Source organism: Opitutaceae bacterium (assembly GCA_015075305.1).
GTDB lineage: Bacteria > Verrucomicrobiota > Verrucomicrobiia > Opitutales > Opitutaceae > UBA6669.
Genome location: JABTUS010000003.1, coordinates 30,770 through 49,465 on the forward strand (window position 1 = coordinate 30,770; position 18,696 = coordinate 49,465).

Sequence of the window (18,696 nt, forward strand, 5' to 3'; positions counted from 1 at the left end):
GTTCAATCGGTCGTGTGTCGAACTGCCCGGCGTTCCCGCAGGGTAGCGCGAAGCGCGTGAAGCGCCCCGTAGCGCGGACTGAGCAGCGCGGAGAAAAGAAATCCAACTCCGAGGCACAGGACGATTGACGGTCCGCTCGAGAGCCCGGTGTGGAAACTCAGGACCAGGCCGGCGGTTGAGCCGGCCATGCCGAGTAGCATCGCTGAAAACAGCATGGTTCGAAAACGATCGCACCAGAGGTAGACGGTTGCGGCCGGAAGCAGGAACAGTCCCAGGGCGAGGATCACCCCCATGGTCTGCAGCGCGGTCACAAGATTGAGAACCGCCAGGCAGAGGAACCCGAGGTGAAACCAGCGCACATGCATGCCTGAAGCCCGTGAGAAAACCGGATCGAAAACCTCGAGAACGACACCGCGGAAGAAGAGCAGGAACAGCAGGGCTGTAATTCCGGTTGCGACCGCGGTGAGCGCGAGGTCCTCGGGTCCCACGGCGAGGATGTTGCCGAAAAGAAAATGAAGCAGGTCGACTCCGGTTCCGGACTGACTGACAAGCGCAACGCCGCCCGCGTAGGCGACCAGGAAGAACGCGCCGAAGGCGGCGTCCTCCTTCAGCCGGGTGAGGCGGCTCAGGAGCGCACCCGAGATGGCGATCAGAAGCCCGGTGGCCATGGCTCCCACAAGCATTGCGAGAACACCGTGCCCGAAAAGAAGCCATGCGACGGCGACGCCGGGAAGCAGCGAGTGGGACAGGGCGTCCCCGAGCAGCGCGAGCCGCCGCAGCACGAGGATGCTGCCGAGCAGGGCGCCGCTCACGCTCAACATTCCCGCGGAGGCCAGGCCGCGCAGCATGAATTCGTTCCGGAAGGGCTCCACCAAGGCATCGACAAAGGCGAGTGGAGGACAGGCGATCATGGGCGGGCGCCGAGCACCGGCATGTGTGAGTGGAAGGCTCTGTCGATATTGACGTCGTTCAGCGCCTCAGCCGTCGGTCCGGCCGCAATCAGGCGCGTGTCGAGGAGGAGGGCGTGGGAGAAGTGGGCGCGCGCGATGGCGAGGTCGTGCACGGCTGCGATGACGGTGCGACCCTGCCCCAGCCAGCGCTGCAGGAGATGGAGCAGATCTGCGCGCGCGGCCAGATCCAGGCTGTTGAACGGCTCGTCGAGGAGGAAGATATCCGCGCCCTGCGCAACGGCGCGCGCCAGAAACATGCGCTGCTGCTGGCCGCCTGAGAGGCGCCGGATCTGTTCATTCTGCAAACCTACCAGGTCGAGCTCGCGGAGCGCATCGTCCACCATCCTCGTTTCAGCCGCCGTAAAGCGTCGAAAATATCCCAGCGCCGGCCAGCGGCCCTGAGCGACAACCTCGCGCACGGTGATGGGGAAATCCCATTCAACCTCCGGGCGTTGTGGCAGGTAGGCGAGCCGCGGATGGAGATGCCGGGGATGGTGGTCACCGAGTCGAATTTCGCCCTGTGTCAGTGGAAGCCATCCGAGAAGACTCTTCAGCAGCGTGCTCTTGCCCGCCCCGTTGGGCCCAACGAGTGCAACCAGTCCGCCACAGGGTATCTGGGTGGAGATGCGGTCCAGCGCCAGTTTTCGCCCGTAACGAACGGTGACATCCTGGAGTCGAAAAATGTCGTGGTGCGCCATGGGTGCGGGTTCCGTTCAGCGCAGGGCTCCGACAATGCCGCCGAGATTGGTGCGCATCATGGCATCATAGGTTGCGAAGGAAGGCTCGACGGACAACCCGTCGGCGCACAGCGGCGGACCCAGTGCGACCCCGGTCTCACGCACCACGGTCTTGATCAGTCGCGGATTGCTGGAACGTTCGGCGAAGACTGCCTTGATGTGGAGTTTTCGAATTGTGGAGATGATGAAGGCAAGGTGGCGGCCGCTGGTTTCCATCGCCGTGTTGACTCCAAGGATTGGATACAGCGTGAAATTGTTTTCGCGGGCAAAATAGCCAAAGGCGTCGTGGGAGGTGACGAGCAGTCTCCTTTCAACGGGCAGTTGTGCGAGTTCCATCCGTGTCCAGGCCTGCAGGGCACGAAGCCTGGCACGGTAATTTTCGGCATTTCCCGCGAAAGTCGCCGCTAGTTCCGGGCGGCGCACGGCGAATTCGGATTCGACGATGCCCGTGGCGGCAATCATCGGCTCAATACCCAGCCACCAATGCGGGTCGATTTCGCCATGGCGATGATCGTGCGCGGCATCGTGATCGCCATGCGCGTGATCGACGCGGGCAAGCTTAAGGTTGTCCGGCAGCTTGTTTCCGACTTTGACCAAAATGCCGGTGGGGAGATCCCGGGCAATTCTCGGAAGGTAGCTTTCAAGTCCCAGGCCGCTTGCAAGAACGATCCCGGCGGCCTGAAGCGTTCGAATGTCGGCAGGAGTCGGCTCATAGACATGAGGATCGACCCCCGGCCGCACCAGCGCATTGATCTCGATGGCCGCGCCGCCGATTTCCCGGGCCACCTCGGTCAGGATGCTGTGAAGCGTGACGACTCGCAGCGGCGCGCCCAGGCTGGTCGCCGCGAGAAGCGCCAGCAGCACCCCGTTGGGCAGAAATCTCCCGCACAAGTGCATGGGACTGTGACCCCGGTGTCAGTTGCCAGGCGCCGGAGGGGGCGAAATGTCCAGGGAGACATTCTGGAAGACCGAGCCCTGTGCTTCAATCCGGTCGAGGCTGCCCGACACCCCGGTTGCCCCCTTCAGCCAGTCGGCGCTCGCCTCGAACTGCGAAGTATTTCCGACGGTTTCACCGGTGGCGGTGTTGGCGGCAGCATTGAGCACCAGTGTGCGTGCGGGTGCCGGCGAGGTGACATGGATTTCCAAAGAAGGTGCGGAAAGCCGGATGAAGTTTTCCGCATGGGCATCGAGCGCGTAGGCGGTCAGCTTGCCGAGTCTTGAGTCGAGGATGAATTCCAGGTTGAACTGGTGGTCTCCAAGGGCGATGAGCGTGCCGCCATGGGGTGCGGCGTGGACGTGCGTGTGTTCAGAAGCGTGATCGTGATTGTGTCCGGCGGAGGCGCTGTGGGATTCATGTTTGGAGCAGCCGGCGAAAACCAGCATCATGCCGAGGAGGAGGCAGGGTGGAAAAATGGGGAGTTTCATGGATGCGTTTGTTGTTGGAAGCGAAGTCTGTGGGTGACTGTGTGCATGGAGGCGAATGCTTGTGAGAACGGGTAGCCTGGCAAAGTTGTCAAGAGTGTCGGAATCAGGCTGTCTGGCAACCACGCCATTCAACCGTGGGCTCGCGCTGTTCGAGCGTTGGGTGGTTGCGAACCATGGGGCTGAAATGATCCTCTGTCAGGGGAGCTTGGCGGCGTCGAGACCACCTGCACGATTCATTTGATCCGGACGGCTGAGCGCCTTCAAATGTCAGGGCAAGCACCATGACCAGCAAGGAATCCAGCGAGATTCTTCGGAAGCGCGGAGGCCGCCCTGTCGCGGTTGCCGTGCTGCTGGCCTGCATGTCCTGCCTCGCATGGGGCGCCGCGCCGGGACCTGGGCGCCCGAATGTCATTCTGCTGCTGGCTGATGACATGGGTTACGGCGATCTTGGAGTCTACGGAAACAAGGAGGTTCCCACTCCGGAGATCGACCGGCTCACGCGCGCCGGCGTGCGTTTCACCGATGCCTATGTGACCTGCCCCGCGTGCGCGCCGAGCCGGCTCAGCCTGATGGCTGGCGCTTATCCGCAGCGCTTTGGAATGACCTGGAATGACGATCGGCGCGCGCATCGATTGCCGGAGACGCAGCGCCTGTTGCCGGAGTTGCTTCGCAGCGGAGGCTATGCCACGGGGCTTGTTGGCAAGTGGAACATCGTGCGTCCGGCGGAGACGGTGTTCGATGAGGTCCATGATTTCATCGAATGGGAATCGGACTCCTGGCCGCAGCCGGACGGTCGCTACATCGGCAGCAACGCGACAACCAATCCGGGTTTTCGATCGAGCAAGACACAGTACTGGGGGCCGTTGCGGGAGGGTGATGAATACCTGAGCAACCGTCTCGCGCGAAAGGCGGTCGACTTCATCGATCGTCATGCCGACGAGCCCTTTTTCCTGTTCGTCGGCTTCAATGCCGTGCACAGCCCGTGGCAAGGGCGCAGGGCGGATGAGGAGCGTTTCGCCGGCATGCCGCACGAAGTGTTACGTCTCTACGCCTCGATGATCGCAGGTCTCGACGATGCGGTGGGGCTCATCATGCGCGGGCTGCGGGCGCGCGGTCTTGAGGAGAACACGCTCGTGATCTTTCTGAGCGACAATGGACCGGCGATAGGAAGTCCGCAGATCGAAGGATGGAAACCTGGGTGGCCGTCTCGAATCGTTGTGGGCTCGACGGCTCCTTTTCGCGGGGCAAAGACCGAGCTTCTGGAAGGAGGGATCCGCGAGCCTTTCATCGTGCGCTGGCCGGCACGGCTTGCCGGAGGCACGGAGTTTCGCGATGCGGTGATCTCGAATGATGTGCTGCCCACGATCTGCGCCGCTGCAGGAGTCCCCGTGCCCGCTGGTTCTGTCGTTGATGGCGTGGATCTGCTGCCGTTTCTACGCGGCGAGAGGAAAAATGCACCGCACGAAACACTCTACTGGAAAATCAAGTCGGCCGCCGCGCTGCGACGGGGCGACTGGAAGCTGTTGATGCTGGCTCCCGAGTGGACACCGCAACTCTATCGATTGAGTCGGGATGTCGCCGAGGCGCATGACCTTGCGGGCGAACGACCGGAAGTGGTTCGCGAGCTCCATGCGGCATGGAGTGAATGGAACGCGTTGCTGCCACCACCCGCCAAGCAATAGAAGGGCAGCGATTGCAAACTTGGTTGAAATTGTTCGGCTGGGAATTTTCCGCGAGAGGCGGATGGGTAGTTCATCAGGAGCCTTCCCGCTTGTGGACGTTACGGGCTGGGGGTTTTAGCGTTGATGAATATCGAAAACGGACAGAAGCATATTAAAAGCAAATGATACGCGTGTTGGGATAATAAATTTGGTGTATCATGAAAAAAGCCACGGTAGCGGATTTAAGAAACAACTTTCGTCGTCTTGCTTCATGTATTGAGCATGGCGAGACGGTTCAGATTACAAGAAGGGGCTGGCCGTTCGCCCGCCTGAGCCCTGAATCCACGGTTTCGGACGAGCGGAACGTGCCTAAAGTCGACTTCATGGCTCAATTGCGAGAAATCTGGGGCGAGCGCACGTTTTCGGAAGCGGAAATCCGCGCGATGCGCGAAATCTGACTGGAAAGGTTGTCTACCAACAAAAGTGTCAGCGGCCGGGACTGATCGGGGGCGGTGGGATGGCGATTGCTTTGACCGCGCTTTCGCGATCCATGGGAACGGATGAAACGGGATTTGTTCCGGAAGGCGGTGGCGGCAATGGAGCGGGAGCTCGCGACGGTCCGGGAGTCGGTGTGACCTGGGGCGGAGGGGAGTCGGGCAGAAAACTGACCACGGATCCCTTTGCCAGCTCCGCCTGGATTTCCGGGGCGCGCTTGAGGGCCTTTTCGATGAGATCGGTGCGCTTCATCTTTACCAGGCGTTCTCGCAGGAGCGTTTCACCCTGGCTGTCGACTCCAGCCTTTGTCGCGAGGATCAACCAGGCCAGTCCTTCCATGTAGTCGCGGCGAACGCCGCGACCGCTGGCATACGATGCACCCAGATTGTAGAATGCCTCCGGAACACCGCCGGCTGCCGCAGCGCGAAAGTAAGAGAGCGACCTGGTCTGATCGGATTTTACTCCTGTCCCTTCGCCATAAGCTTTGCCAAGGCTGAAGGCGGCGGAGGCAATCCCGGCCCTGGCGGCTTTCTGGAGCAATTCGAGCCCCTGGGGAATGTCCTGCGACGTGTGCTCGCCCTTCAGTTTGAATTCTCCAAGCGCAGCCCATGCACGAGGGTTGTCCTTCGCTGCCGCCGCTTCGAGTTCCTTGATGTCCGACCAGGAGCCTCCTCCCCCCGTTGTGGAGAGCAATACCGGCCTTGACTCTTCCGGCTCACGCTGGCGTCGGGCGAAGCCTGCGGCCACTGTGGCGAGAACGAGAGTTGATGCGACACCCATGCGCAGCTGCCCCAGCCATCGCCGAGAAGGAGTATCCGTGGCGACGAATTTCATGGGTGCAATGTCCATGATTTGCCGATGCTGGTTCCCGCCGGATCGCATATTTTCAGGGCGTAGTTCCACTGAGTCCCTAGGCTTCGATGTCACCCGTCACGGAGGTGCCGCCTGTCACCGTAACTTTTGTCATGACTGCTGTCGCAATTTTTTCCGCCAGTTCTGGTTTTTCGCGAAGAGCCTGTTTGGCGGCGTCGCGACCCTGTCCCACCAGGCTGCCCTCGAAAGCAATCCATGCGCCTTTCTTTTCCAGGACCTTGTGTTCAAGTCCCAGATCCAGCAGCGAACCGAGCCGGGAAATACCCTCGTCGTACATGATGTCGAACTCCACCTCGGTGAAGGGTGGCGCCACCTTGTTCTTGACCACCTTGATCTTGGTGCGATTGCCGATGACCCTGCCCTCGGCTGTCTTGATCTGGTCCTTGCGGCGGATGTCGATGCGAATGGAGGAGAAGAATTTCAATGCACGCCCGCCTGGTGTGGTTTCCGGATTGCCGAACATGACGCCGATTTTTTCGCGAATCTGGTTTGTGAAGATGCAGATGCACTTCGTCTTGCTGACGACCGCCGTCAGGCGTCGCATCGCCTGTGACATCAGCCGCGCCTGCGATCCCACGGTGGCATCTCCCATCTGGCCGTCCAACTCCTGTTTCGAGATCAGCGCGGCGACAGAGTCGATGACGATGACATCAATCGCATTGGAGCGGATCAGCGTTTCCGCGATGTTGAGGGCATCCTCGCCTGAGTCAGGCTGCGAAACAAGCAGGTCGTCGAGGTTCACTCCCACCACCCGGGCATACTTCGGATCAAGCGCGTGCTCGACATCGATGAACGCAGCCAGTCCTCCGCGCTTCTGGGCTTCCGCAATGACGCTCAGACAAAAGGTCGTCTTGCCGGAGGACTCCGGCCCGTAGATCTCCACGATGCGACCGCGCGGCAGTCCGCCCACGCCGAGTGCGAGATCGATGGCGAGGGATCCCGTCGAAAGCGTATCCACCTTCATTTTCGAATTCTCGCCGAGGCGCATGATCGATCCATCGCCGAATTGCTTCGTGATGGCGCTGATGGCCAGTTCAACGTTCCTGCGGGATTCGGCTGAGGCAACCGGGGCGCCCTGTGTGGCGGCAGCGGGTTGGGAAGAGGAGGCTTTTGATGGAGAAGCTTTTGACATGTGTGTGTGTGAGTTGAAGTGAAGATCGGGGCGATGCAGTTGGCGCGGCGACGGCGGGTGCGCCCTGCCTTCGGGAAGACAGCGACCCGCTGTGCAAACCAAAACCTGAATCGGTGTCGCGCCGGGAAGCAAGGTTTGCGTGGCGGGAAAAAACGAAGCCCATCGGGCAATCTGACGAGTGCCCGGGTGCAATTACAACGGGATGAATCGGTTGCGCCGTGAACCCGCTTGCCGGGTCAATGCGCCGCGGCGCTCCGCGGCCGGGCGCATGGGTGTGAGCCGGTATCCGGTTCGAGTGGGATTTGTGGCGCACTTCAATTGAAAGTCCTGCATCCGATGAAACAACGTGATCAGTTGCGCCGGATCAGCATACGTGTCGAGGCCGGCTGACGCCAGGGCGAGCAGCATTTCGTGCGTTGCCTCGAGTGTTGAGAGACAGCCCTCCTGCGGCTGTTGCTTGATCACGTAGCGGCTGACGGTCGTTTGCGCCTCGAACCCGATCCTGGGCAGCGCCTGCAGCGAGGGACTGAGCTTGAGCATTTTTCTTGCGCAACTCCATGTCGCGTCGAGCACGAGCACCAGCAGCTTGCGACCGGCAAGGTCATCCGCTGTCAACTCTCCGCGTGAAACATTCACCGCGCTTCGCCCGGGATACAACAGGGTGGGAAAGAAACCGGGATCCTCAAGCAGCGCCTGCACACGCGGATGCCGGTCGAATTCAACGCCCATGACGATCTCGCTGTGTTTGATCGCGAGGTGAGTGAGGCGGCCGGTCGACGCTTTCTCCTGCTTGAATTCCTTCGGATGCATCAGGAAGACGAAATGAGTCCGCGTTTCCATGGGTGTGATGGATGCACACCAGCAATGGGCCTTCGGCCAGAAGCATCGATAGCAGGTTTCTCGGCTCATCGTGATTTGGTTGGGGAATGATGGACGGCTGTGATCACAAGCCAAGCCCTTCGCTCCGGATTTCTGGCCTATCAAGAAAGCGATCCAGCTTCATGCATCCCTCCACTCTTGAGTCGCACTCCTGCGGGTGAATGGTCAAGTTTCGGGGATTGCTTCCCTGTCGCCGCATTTTTCTCTCGCCCGCAGCCGATTCTGAGTCTGGTCCCATCGCTGGAACGGGCGGAACGTCAGAGCCGGCAATCGAAGAATCGCCGATCCCGGTTCCAAGAAAGCGCTGGAGAAACTATCGTATCGACAAAGCTTCAGGGGGTGCCGGCACGAAATTGTTTCATGGACTGGACATGACCTCCTCGGAAGCTGTGATCATTCAGGCCATTGGGCTTGATGATCCGGCAATCACCAGCCGCCGTCTGGTTTGGGCCAGGCTGCTCGAAATGGTTTGTCCGCCAGGATTCAAGCTGCCGCTGGTGGAGGCTCATGAGGCGGATGGTGTGCGGCATGAAGTCGTGCGAGCGCCTTCGGGCATCCCATTGCAGGCGTGGGCGGCCACCCCGGAGGGATCTTCAGCGTCAGTCGTACCCCTGGTGCGGGATTTGGCGTCTGTTGTTGAAGTGCTGAACAAGGCGGATCTTGTGCACCTCAATATCAAGCCAGAGAGCGTTTATGTATCGATGGGGGCGGACGGACCGGAATTTTCGATCACCGGGCTTGAGAATGCGACACGGATGACGACCAACGAGCCCTTGTCCCACGATGTCGACCTTTTCCATGATCCGCCCGAATCGCTGTCGTCACCGTTGATGACATCGGGTGCTGCGCTTGCGAAATGGGACTGGTGGTCGCTGGGGCGCATTGTCCAGGAGGTCGTGTTGGGCAGGCACGTTTACGACCTTGTTCTCAAGCAGGTCTCCCGGCCACTGACGGAAGAGAACCGGAAGAATCTTCGAATCTTCCTTTCCGAGAGTCCCCGGGGAAAGATATCCGCGGGTGCCACGGAACTGATGACGGACGCTTCAACATCCGTTCTTTCCCTCCTGCGCGGATTGCTGACAACAGCGGTGTCAGATCGCTGGGGTGCGTCGGAGATTCGGCAATGGCTCCAGGCGCAGGCGGGGCCGACACAGGACGACAAGCCGGTGGTGGAAGAGCCTTTTTCCTGGAAGGGCCGGGTCATGACACTTCGTGAAGCGGCTGAATACTTCACCCTCGAGGAGAACTGGAAGGAGGGTGAATCACAGTTCTTTCCTGAGCCCGAAGATTCCGAGACGCTGATTCATTACCTGAGGAGGCATCAAACGCGCCGTGGGGATGCGGAACGCATCGGCGCAGTCCTTGCGATCATGGACCAACCCTCGTGGCAGGAGGTTCCGGTGACCGCGCGGCGCACGGCTCTCACGGCTGCTGCGTGGGTGGCTGCGGCCGGCTCCGATGCGCATGCCTCGCTTCGGCTCATGGGACGTGGTGTTGACTGGCAGGGCCTTCAGGCGACCTTTCGAGCCAACCCAACTGGTGAGTCCGCACCGCTCTTCCATGCGTTGATCGCACCCGGCTACATCGCTCTTGTTGAAGGGCTCGATGCGGCGACGGCACAGTCCTTGAAGCGCCTTTCCGGAAGCGTGACGGATGCGTTCCAAACCGGCTATCGCACGGGCTTCATCTCGCGGGAGGCGATGGACGAGCATGTGCAGATATTTGCCCTCGCGCTTGAATCCGGAATGGAGCTTGAGAACCACGTCAAACGCCTGCGCGGTCGCTTTGCGAGTCACAAGGACGCCGAACTGGCGGGCATTCTGGCGAACCCCAAACCCGAACGCTGGATGCTCGTCCTGCTGGCCTACATTGGCGAGCATCCGGATGGATCCGGATTCATCACTCACGCCGACCAGAATCTGGAAACGTTCCGCCGGTTGAACGGGGAAGCGGAGCTCGTCACGACCATTCTCTTCTGGAAGAGGCTTGCGCAGGCCTTGAATACGGGGCCGCTCATATTTCCTCCCTGGTGGATATTTGGACTCTTCTGGGGTGTGCTTGGCGCGCTCGTGATCAAGTTCAGCGGAGACTGGATGCCCGTGGCCGGCGTTGTTGCGGCCATCCTTGGACTGCGCCTGCTGAGTCACGCCTTCATCCGCAGGCAGGTGCGCCGCCATGGCCGCACCGCGGAGTACTGGCGGTGGACCGATCACTCCGTCCGCTGCCGCCGTGAGATTGAACGCCTCAAGGGATCCCTGTCGCACCCGCTGGAGGCTTCGCCGCGCGCCCGGCTTGAGGAGATCGCGCGCCGCGTATCCGAACTGCAACTACAACCTCCGCCCAGCCCGCCGCCGGCTCCGCCGGGAGTCGCGCTGCTCTGGTCCGGCTCGGGCATCAGCGTCCTTGGAGCGCTGGGCCTCGTCGCCTCCATTGCGCACCCCCTGCTGAGGAACAGCGCCGTCGATGCCGCTCGGGAAATCCCCGCTGCCGCCGCGGACGGCACGCATGCGGCCGGGCCCGTTGCGGAAGCACCGGCGTTTTTCGAGCCGCCGCCCGGATCTCCCCCGGGACTGTACGAGGCCTTCGATGATGGCTTCGGACGGCAGCTGCGTGGACCTCTGACAACCTGGGATGTGCCATCAACCGCGGTCGGCGAACCGTTGGTGCTTCAGTCCGAAGTCCGGGCGGATCCGGAGCAGGTCGCCTATGCGCTGATTGCCGGTGAACTCCTGCTCAAACCCTATCCCAGCCGCGGCGTGAGCGCGCTTCTGGCGGTGAGGGTGCCGGCGCACGGCCGCGTGGCGCTCATGCTCTATGACGGCCAGACACGGAGGCTTGCGAGTCGCGACGTCTTCATTGTCGATTCCCCGCCGCTGCCGCGCACCTGGCATCGCCTTGCCGGAAGGAATGTCGTCTACCTGGGAGTGCCTGACTCGCTTGCCGCGGAACTCGGCGCCGGTGAGCGGAGACACTGATGACGTGCGCGCGTGCGTTGCCCGCGACAGTGGCGTCACAGTGAAAGCCAGGCCACGCCGATCGCGAGCGTCAGGACCGCGATCGCGGTTCCAGCCTTCAGGTATTCGACAAAGGAGAGCTGGACGCCCCGTTTTCCCGCGATTTCAGCGACAATCAGGTTGGCGACTGAGCCGAGCAGGGTGAGATTGCCTGCCAGCGTTGTGGCCATGGCGAGCGTGAGCCACGCCGTGTGGGGTTCGCCCAGGGTTGGCACGATCGGACGGAACAGCATCACGGCCGGAACGTTTGAAACGAGGTTGCTGAGAACGACCGATGCGGCGGTGAGCGGCAGCGGCCCGCCGTCCATCAGCGGAGCCAGCGCATCGAACAACAGTCGCCCGAGTCCGGAGGACGCTATCGCCCCGGTGACGACAAAGAGGCTGCTGAAGAAGACGAGCAGCCCCCAGTCGATGTCCTGAAACACCCGTTCGGGCTCGGTGCGTCGCGTGATCATGAGCAGGGAGGCGGCGATGGCCGCGGACAGGGGAACCGCGACTCCGGCAACGAGAGCCACGATGAGAACAGCCGAGGCGAGGAGCGATTTGCGAAGCAGAGATGGCTGGACGGAGGTATCGACTGACGCTTCCGCGCGCAGCTTCTCGGAGCGGAATTCGGTTCGGTAAACCACCACAAGAACAATCCATGCAACCACCAGTCCAGCCATTCCGACCGGCGCGAGCGAGCGTGTGAAATCGGCAAAGCCGATGCCCGAGGAGATACCCACCAGCATGTTCTGTGGATTGCCCGTGATTGTTCCGACCGATCCGATGTTTGCCGCCGTGACGAGAGCCACCAGGTAAGGCAGGGGATTGCGCTTGAGCGCGAGGGTGACGTCGAGAATCAGCGGCGTGAAAACGAGCACGATGGTGTCGTTGAGAAATATTGCTGAAAAGAAACCCGAGACGGCAATTGTCAGGGCCAGCAGTTGCCGCGGCGTTCGTGCGATCCTGACCACATGTGAGGTGACCAACTGGAAAAAACCGGCCATGCGCAGGTTGACATTCAGGACCATCATTCCGAAGAGCAGAATGACCGTATTCCAATCGATCGCCGCGTAGGCCTGCTCGAGGCTCAGGGCTCCAAACGCGACCATCCCGGTGGCGCCGACCATGGCGATTGTCGCCCGGTTCATTTTCAGCGCCGGGTAGCGTCCGATCGCGACGCCCACCAATGTGATGACCGCCAGGGAGGCCGTGATGTATTCGCGAAAATTCATGTCGAAGGCATAAGCGCCCTTCTTTCCGATGACTACGGCCGGTAGTAGTCGCGATACCACTTTACGAAGGCCCGCAGGCCCTCCTCCAAGGAGACCTTGGGCGAATACCCCATGGCTGCGCCGATCCTGTCCAGGCTCGCGCAGGTCTCGGGCACGTCGGCCGGCTGGGGCGGAAGCAGATTCAAACTCGCCGGCCTGCCGATGACGGAGGCCATCATGTCCACAAAAAGTCGAAGCTCCACAGGGCGATTGTGGCCAAGATTGAAAATCTGAAACGAGGGCCGCGTGCGCTGGAGTGGGGGGTAGAGCAGGACCTTCATGACACCATCAACGATGTCGTCCACATAGGTGAAGTCGCGCCGGTATTTTCCCGCGCCGAACAGGTCGATGGGTTTTCCGGCGAAAATCCTTTCCGCGAAGAGTGTGGGGGCTGTGTCTGGCCGCCCCCAGGGACCATAGACGTTGAAGAAGCGAAGTCCGGTGAGATTCAATCCGTGAAGATGCGCGTAGCTGTGAGCCATCACCTCGTTGCTCTTCTTGGTGGCGCCATAGAACGAGAGCGGCCGGCTCGTGTCGCCGTCCTCGACAAAGGGAGTGGCGGCCGTCGCACCGTAAACGCTGCTGGAGGAGGCGAAGACCAGGTGCCTCGGAGGCTGCATGCGCGCGGCTTCGAGCATGTTGAAGAAACCGATCAAGTTGCTCTGAACGTAGGCGGCGGGGTGGTCGACGCTGTAGCGGACATTGGCCTGAGCGCCCAGATGGACGACGTAGTCTGGCTTCAGGTGATTCCAAAGCCCCTGCAATCTGGCGGCATCCGAAAAATCGAGTTGGATGAAACGAAAGTCCTCCCGCAGGGACAGATCGGCGATTCGGGCCCGCTTGAGATCGACGGAATAGTAGTCGCTCAGATTGTCGATGCCGACAACCTCGCACTTTCGCGAGTCGGCCAGGCGCCTGGCGACGTGGTAACCGATGAAGCCGGCGGCACCGGTCACAAGAACTTTCATCCCGTGCGGTTTACGGCAAACAGCATGAACCGGCTAGAGGAAAAGCGTGCGACGCAAGGGCTGCCGATGCGATTGAGCGGTGCTGAAGGAAATTTCACGACTTTGTAAACTTCCGCTTGATCCTGGAATTCCATCTCTACTATGTTGCTTCGTTTTTGTAAGCACGCACCGTTCGTTTCATGAAGATCAAAGCCTATCTCAAGCCCCACTGTGGGTGGTCCAATGGCGTGCGTGCCATAATGCGGAAGTACGACCTTTCGTTTGAGGACTTGGACATCATCAACAACCGTGCGCTGTATGCGGAGATGGTCCAGAAGTCCGGCCAGCCCCTCTCTCCATGCGTGGAGATTGACGGTGTGATGCTTGCGGATATTTCAGGAGAAGAAGTGGAAAACTATCTCCTTTCAAATCAACTGGTTTCGCCAACGGGCCGTTCCGTCGACACTGTGACCAACTCGGGTTGCAGCGACGAGGAACATGCGAAAATGGCCCCCAAAACGATCCGCTTCTTCTAATCGCGAACGCTCACCCGCATCAATTTTCCGGGCCGGCATCGCGAAATCCGCGTAACCGGCCCTTTTTTTGCTCTACTGCCAGCGACATGGAGTCCTCTTCGTTCAACTTCCGCCAGACACACGGCATCTTCACCGGCTTTTCCTGAAATGAACAGCAGCACCGTCGAAACGACCGAAACCAGCTCACGGCCCTCCGGGCTTCCAAAGAAGCAGGGGCTATACGACCCATGGTTTGAGCATGACGCTTGTGGCGTCGGCTTTGTGGTGGACATCAAGGGTCGGAAATCGAACAAAATCGTTCAGGACGGCCTGCAAATATTGCGCAATCTCGATCATCGGGGCGCCAGCGGAGCTGAAGTGAATACAGGCGACGGCGCGGGAATTCTGATCCAGATGCCGGATGCATTCTTTCAAGATGCCTGCAGAAACACGCGCATCAATCTTCCTCCGGCGGGTGAGTACGGATGCGGGCTGATTTTTCTTCCGCGCAACCCGAACGTTCGCCGCAGGATCGAAGAGCGTTTTGAGCAGATCGTGCAGGCCGAGGGGCAGGTTTTCCTGGGTTGGAGAACCGTGCCAACCAACAGCGCTTCACTCGGGGATACAGCACTTTCATGCGAGCCCTTCATGCGCCACGCTTTCATTGGGCGCGGGCCTGATGTGACTGATTCCGCCGCCTTCGAGCGCAAGCTGTTCGTCATTCGGAGACGCACCTACTCGGAAATCCGAACCTCGACTCTTTCGGGTGCCGAATCCTGGTATGTGGCCAGTCTTTCTCACAAGACACTGGTGTACAAGGGCATGCTGACTACGGATCAAGTGTCGCAGTATTTTCCTGACCTCACTCATCCGCTGATGGACTCGGCGCTGGCATTGGTTCATTCACGTTTCAGCACAAACACGTTCCCGAGCTGGGAGCGCGCCCACCCCTATCGTTATCTCGCCCACAACGGGGAGATCAACACTCTCCGGGGCAACATCAACTGGATGCACGCCCGGGAGGCGCTTTTTGAGAATGCGCTGTTCGGCGAGGATATTCAGAAGATCCTTCCCATCATCAATCCGAACGGCAGCGACTCGTCGATGTTCGACAATACGCTTGAGCTGCTCGTGCTCGCCGGACGCCCGCTCGCGCACGCGATGATGATGATGATTCCAGAACCTTGGTCGAATCACGAGTCGATGGATGAAGCGCGGCGCGCCTTCTACCAGTATCACTCCTGTCTCATGGAGCCGTGGGACGGCCCGGCCTCGATCGCTTTTACCGATGGCAGGCAGGTGGGGGCGATTCTGGATCGCAACGGGCTTCGCCCATCGCGCTACTACGTGACCAAGGACGGCGTTGTCATCATGGCATCGGAAGCCGGCGTGCTCGATGTTGCTCCCGAGGATGTCGTCACCAAGGGCCGTCTTCAGCCGGGTCGCATGTTTCTCATCGATACCGAGCAGGGCCGCATCATTGAGGATGAGGAGATCAAGCGCGAAATCTGCGGTGCGCAACCGTATGCGAAGTGGCTCAAGGAGCATCTGGTCAAGCTGCATGATCTCCCTGAGGCGCCCAAGGTTGAGCCTCCCGATCATGAGACGCTGCTGCAACGGCAGATCGCCTTCGGGTACACTCATGAGGACGAGCGTTTGCTGCTCACGCCGATGGCCCGCGACGGTGTCGAGGCGATCGGTTCCATGGGCAACGATTCGGCGCTCGCGGTCCTGTCGAACAAGCCGCGACTGCTCTACGACTATTTCAAGCAGCTTTTCGCCCAGGTCACGAATCCTCCGATTGACTGCATCCGCGAGGAAATCGTCATTTCGGCCGAGACACGTCTTGGATCAGAGGGAAACCTTCTCAATCCGCAGCCCACCGCCTGTCGTCGCGTTGAATTGAAGTGGCCCATCCTCACGAACGAGGAGTTCGCGAAGATCCGCCGCACCCACCTGCCGGGCCTGCGCGTGGGTGTGCTGCCGATTCTCTTCCGCGTGACTCGTGGAGAGAAGGGTCTCGCAAAGTCCATGGAGGAGCTCTCGATCATGGCGCGCCGCATGATCGAGGAGGAGGAGAACAACGTCCTCATCCTCAGCGATCGCGGGGTGACGCATGACTATGCGCCCATTCCCGCGCTCCTTGCCGTGGCTGGTCTGCATCACTATCTCATCCGCGAAGGCCTGCGCACGCGTGTCAGCCTGGTGCTGGAAACGGGCGAGGCGCGCGAGGTTCATCATTTCTCGCTGCTGATTGGCTACGGCTGCAGCGCGATCAATCCCTATACGGCGTTCGAGACGATCGATGACATGATCCGCGAGGGCCACCTCACCAACATTGATCACAAGACCGCCTGCAAGAATTTCGTGAAGGCTGGTTCGAAGGGCGTGATCAAGGTGATGTCGAAGATGGGCATTTCCTCCATCCAAAGCTACCGCGGCGCACAGGTTTTCGAGGCTCTTGGGCTCAAGCAGGACGTTGTTGATCACTACTTCACCTGGACGCCTTCGCGCGTCGGCGGCATTGGACTGGATGTCATAGCACAGGAGGTGCTCATCCGTCATCGGGCTGCGTTTTCGGATCGCACGGCAAATCAAGTGCTTCCCACTGGCGGTCTCTATCAATGGCGCTCCAGCGGAGAGGCGCATCTTTTCACGCCGGAGTCCATTCACTTTCTCCAGAAGGCGGTGCGCACGGGAAGTGTTTCCGCATACAAGGAGTACGCCAGGCGGATCAATGACCAGTCGGCGACCTTGTGCACACTGCGCAGTCTGCTGCGGTTCAAGGCCGGCGCGCCCGTTCCGCTCGCGGAAGTTGAGTCCGCCGCCTCGATCATGAAGCGTTTCAAGACCGGCGCGATGTCCTATGGCTCCATTTCCAAGGAGGCGCACGAGACGCTGGCGATCGCGATGAATCGCATCGGGGGAAAGTCCAACACGGGCGAGGGCGGGGAGGATCCGGAGCGCTTCAAGCCGCTGCCGAATGGAGACTCGAAGAATTCCGCGATCAAGCAGGTCGCGTCGGGGCGTTTCGGCGTGACGAGCGAATACCTGGTGAGCGCGAGGGAGCTTCAAATCAAGATGGCGCAGGGGGCGAAGCCCGGCGAGGGAGGCCAGCTGCCCGGAACCAAGGTGTATCCCTGGATCGCCAAGACCCGGCACACCACCGCGGGTGTCGGCCTGATTTCGCCGCCACCGCACCACGACATCTACTCGATCGAGGATCTTGCGGAGCTCATCCACGACCTCAAGAATGCGAACCGCGATGCCCGCATCAGCGTGAAGCTCGTGGCCGAAGTCGGCGTGGGCACCGTCGCTGCCGGTGTTGCGAAGGCGCATGCCGATGTCGTTCTGATTTCCGGTTACGATGGAGGCACCGGCGCGTCTCCGCAGACTTCGATTCATCATGCGGGACTTCCCTGGGAGCTCGGGCTGGCTGAAGTGCACCAGACGCTTGTCCTGAACAATCTGCGCTCGCGCATAGCTGTTGAAACCGATGGACAGCTCAAGACGGGGCGCGATGTGGTCGTCGCCGCACTCCTCGGTGCGGAGGAGTTCGGGTTTGCCACGGCGCCTCTCGTCGCCACGGGCTGCATCATGATGCGCGTCTGCCATCTGAACACGTGTCCGACGGGTGTGGCCACGCAGGATCCTCAGCTTCGGGCCCGCTACACGGGCCGGCCCGAGGATGTTGTGAACTTCATGACATTCATCGCGGAGGACATGCGCGAAATCATGGCCGAGCTCGGATTCCGCACCATTGAGGAGATGATCGGTCGCGCGGACAGGCTAGAGGCTGCGAAGGCTGTCAGTCATTGGAAGGCGAAGGGGCTCGATTTCTCGAACATCCTCTACCAGCCCGATGTCGGACCGGAGGTCGGTCGATTCTGCCAGATCAAGCAGGACCACGGCCTCGACCGCTCGATGGATCTGACTTCCCTGCTCAGGATCTGCGAACCGGCGATTGAGCGCGGCGAGAAGGTCATCGCCGAGCTGCCCATCAGGAATGTGCATCGCGTCGTTGGAACCATCACCAGCAGCGAGATCACCAGGAGGCATGGCGCCAAGGGGCTTCCAGACGACACGATCCGGATTCATTTCAACGGATCCGCAGGCCAGAGCTTCGGCGCCTTCATGACACGCGGCATGACCTTTACCCTTGAGGGCGACGCCAATGACTACATCGGAAAGGGGTTGTCCGGGGGAAAGATCATCCTGTATCCGCCGAGGCAGTCCACGTTCGTGCCTGAGAACAACATGATTGCAGGAAATGTCGCGCTCTATGGAGCCACCGCCGGCGAGATCTACATCTGCGGCATGGCGGGCGAGCGTTTCGCCGTGCGCAATTCCGGGGTCAATGCGGTCGTGGAGGCGATCGGCGACAACGGATGCGAATACATGACGGGCGGCCGTGTCGTTGTGCTTGGACGGGCGGGGCGCAATTTCGGAGCCGGCATGTCCGGAGGCGTGGCCTACGTGCTTGATGAAGCCGGTGATTTCGCAAAGCGGGTCAACCTGCAGATGGTCGCCGTCGAGAAAGTCGAGTCAGCCAGGGATGTGGCAGAACTGAAGGGGCTCATTGAAAAGCATCTCTCCCACACCCGGAGCCGGCGTGCGGAAACAGTGCTGCGCACCTGGGACAGCATGCTGCCCAAGTTCGTCAAGGTGATGCCGAAGGACTACAAGCGCATGCTCGCCTGCATTGAGCGCGCCCAGGCCCAGGGCCTCACCGGAGACGAGGCCATCATGGCTGCATTTGAAGAGAACGCCCGCGACCTTTCGCGCGTGGGCGGCAACTGACACGACCCAACA

14 protein-coding genes are annotated in these 18,696 nt (G+C 60.7%); 5 read left to right on the forward strand and 9 right to left on the reverse strand.

Annotated features, from left to right (window positions below; all coding sequences use genetic code 11):
- Positions 1-2 precede the first annotated feature (2 nt).
- From HS122_06875 to HS122_06890, 4 genes are read right to left on the reverse strand one after another with little or no spacing between them, the layout of a single operon-like run.
- Entirely contained in the window at positions 3-911 is a 909-nt protein-coding gene (locus HS122_06875) for a metal ABC transporter permease (protein ID MBE7538118.1), read from the reverse strand.
- Complete coding sequence (locus tag HS122_06880) at positions 908-1,648, reverse strand: ABC transporter ATP-binding protein (protein MBE7538119.1); 741 nt, start codon at positions 1,646-1,648, stop codon at positions 908-910. Before HS122_06880 ends, HS122_06875 begins: the two co-directional genes overlap by 4 nt.
- Before the next feature lie 15 nt (positions 1,649-1,663).
- Entirely contained in the window at positions 1,664-2,584 is a 921-nt protein-coding gene (locus HS122_06885) for a zinc ABC transporter substrate-binding protein (protein ID MBE7538120.1), read from the reverse strand.
- 18 nt (positions 2,585-2,602) lie between these two features.
- Positions 2,603-3,112, reverse strand: coding sequence for a hypothetical protein (locus tag HS122_06890; protein ID MBE7538121.1), 510 nt, complete (start codon positions 3,110-3,112; stop codon positions 2,603-2,605).
- A gap of 281 nt (positions 3,113-3,393) precedes the next feature.
- On the opposite strand from HS122_06890, the gene HS122_06895 reads away from it, so the two are divergent.
- Both HS122_06895 and HS122_06900 read left to right on the forward strand, forming a co-directional pair.
- Positions 3,394-4,794, forward strand: coding sequence for a sulfatase-like hydrolase/transferase (locus tag HS122_06895; protein MBE7538122.1), 1,401 nt, complete (start codon positions 3,394-3,396; stop codon positions 4,792-4,794).
- Positions 4,795-4,991: 197 nt separating this feature from the next.
- Complete coding sequence (locus tag HS122_06900) at positions 4,992-5,231, forward strand: prevent-host-death protein (GenBank protein ID MBE7538123.1); 240 nt, start codon at positions 4,992-4,994, stop codon at positions 5,229-5,231.
- A 28-nt stretch (positions 5,232-5,259) separates the two neighbouring features.
- On the opposite strand, the gene HS122_06905 is transcribed toward HS122_06900, so the two are convergent.
- The 3 genes from HS122_06905 to HS122_06915 form a co-directional block, all read right to left on the reverse strand.
- Positions 5,260-6,102, reverse strand: coding sequence for a sel1 repeat family protein (locus tag HS122_06905; protein MBE7538124.1), 843 nt, complete (start codon positions 6,100-6,102; stop codon positions 5,260-5,262).
- A 76-nt stretch (positions 6,103-6,178) separates the two neighbouring features.
- Positions 6,179-7,273 (reverse strand): recombinase RecA, encoded by a 1,095-nt coding sequence (recA, locus tag HS122_06910; GenBank protein MBE7538125.1) that lies wholly within the window; start codon positions 7,271-7,273, stop codon positions 6,179-6,181.
- Positions 7,274-7,465: 192 nt separating this feature from the next.
- A complete protein-coding gene (locus HS122_06915; GenBank protein MBE7538126.1) occupies positions 7,466-8,182 on the reverse strand; it encodes a DTW domain-containing protein in 717 nt (238 codons plus the stop codon).
- 341 nt (positions 8,183-8,523) lie between these two features.
- Between HS122_06915 and HS122_06920 the strand changes: the two genes are divergently transcribed.
- Positions 8,524-11,127, forward strand: coding sequence for a serine/threonine protein kinase (locus HS122_06920; GenBank protein ID MBE7538127.1), 2,604 nt, complete (start codon positions 8,524-8,526; stop codon positions 11,125-11,127).
- A gap of 35 nt (positions 11,128-11,162) precedes the next feature.
- Here HS122_06920 and HS122_06925 read toward each other — a convergent pair whose 3' ends face one another.
- Together HS122_06925 and HS122_06930 are read right to left on the reverse strand one after the other, a co-directional pair.
- Complete coding sequence (locus tag HS122_06925; GenBank protein MBE7538128.1) at positions 11,163-12,383, reverse strand: anion transporter; 1,221 nt, start codon at positions 12,381-12,383, stop codon at positions 11,163-11,165.
- 32 nt (positions 12,384-12,415) lie between these two features.
- Entirely contained in the window at positions 12,416-13,390 is a 975-nt protein-coding gene (locus tag HS122_06930) for an NAD-dependent epimerase/dehydratase family protein (protein ID MBE7538129.1), read from the reverse strand.
- Positions 13,391-13,569: 179 nt separating this feature from the next.
- Between HS122_06930 and HS122_06935 the strand changes: the two genes are divergently transcribed.
- Both HS122_06935 and gltB read left to right on the forward strand, forming a co-directional pair.
- A complete protein-coding gene (locus HS122_06935) occupies positions 13,570-13,905 on the forward strand; it encodes a glutaredoxin (GenBank protein MBE7538130.1) in 336 nt (111 codons plus the stop codon).
- A gap of 147 nt (positions 13,906-14,052) precedes the next feature.
- Positions 14,053-18,684 carry a glutamate synthase large subunit gene (gltB, locus tag HS122_06940; protein ID MBE7538131.1) on the forward strand — a complete coding sequence of 1,544 codons (4,632 nt, stop codon included), beginning with the start codon at positions 14,053-14,055 and terminating at the stop codon, positions 18,682-18,684.
- The last annotated feature ends 12 nt before the right edge of the window (positions 18,685-18,696 follow it).